Source organism: Gemmiger formicilis (genome assembly GCF_016901605.1).
Classification (GTDB): Bacteria; Bacillota; Clostridia; order Oscillospirales; family Ruminococcaceae; genus Gemmiger; species Gemmiger formicilis_B.
Genome location: NZ_JACJKP010000437.1, coordinates 1 through 466 on the forward strand (window position 1 = coordinate 1; position 466 = coordinate 466).

The 466-nt window shown below is 54.7% G+C and carries 2 protein-coding genes; both read right to left on the reverse strand.

From position 1 onward, the window contains the following. Nucleotides 1–308: hypothetical protein (locus tag H6B10_RS15315; RefSeq protein WP_204652341.1), on the reverse strand; the 308-nt coding region annotated here is incomplete at its 3' end. A 4-nt stretch (nt 309–312) separates the two neighbouring features. Beyond that, nucleotides 313–459 carry a DUF2871 family protein gene (locus H6B10_RS15320; RefSeq protein ID WP_345941867.1) on the reverse strand — a complete coding sequence of 49 codons (147 nt, stop codon included), beginning with the start codon at nt 457–459 and terminating at the stop codon, nt 313–315. Between the last annotated feature and the right edge of the window lie 7 nt (nt 460–466).

Here is a 466-nt window from a genome sequence, read left to right on the forward strand (position 1 = left end):
GTACCGGTGCAGCAGCTGCGGAAAACTGCGGACCGTGCATCAGGATTCCTGCCTCTATTGCGCTGCAATAGCCAAGGCAGATCGTAAAATACGCAGAAAATAAACGTGGCATCGTTTGGTTGATGCTCCATTGCAGGAACGGCTGCACAAAAAAGACGGAAAAGCTGATCAGCCTGTCCGTCTTTTTTGCATATGGGCATCTTGCCGTTTCGCCAAGGCGCGCCCTTGAAAAACAGGAAGGTCAAAGGGGGAAAAACCAGTTCGCTGCAGGGGATGGCTGGTCGGGAGCCGCCCTTTTGAAAAATCATGGAATCAGACCTCTGCGTCGGCTACACTACGCTTGACCTGCAGCAGCAGAAGCACCAGACTGACGCCCAGCAAAATATGGCCGATTCCGGCAATGCCCGAAATGGCGGCACTCATACCGGAGGAAAGGGCCGTACCCAGCACCTGGGCGATGCCACGT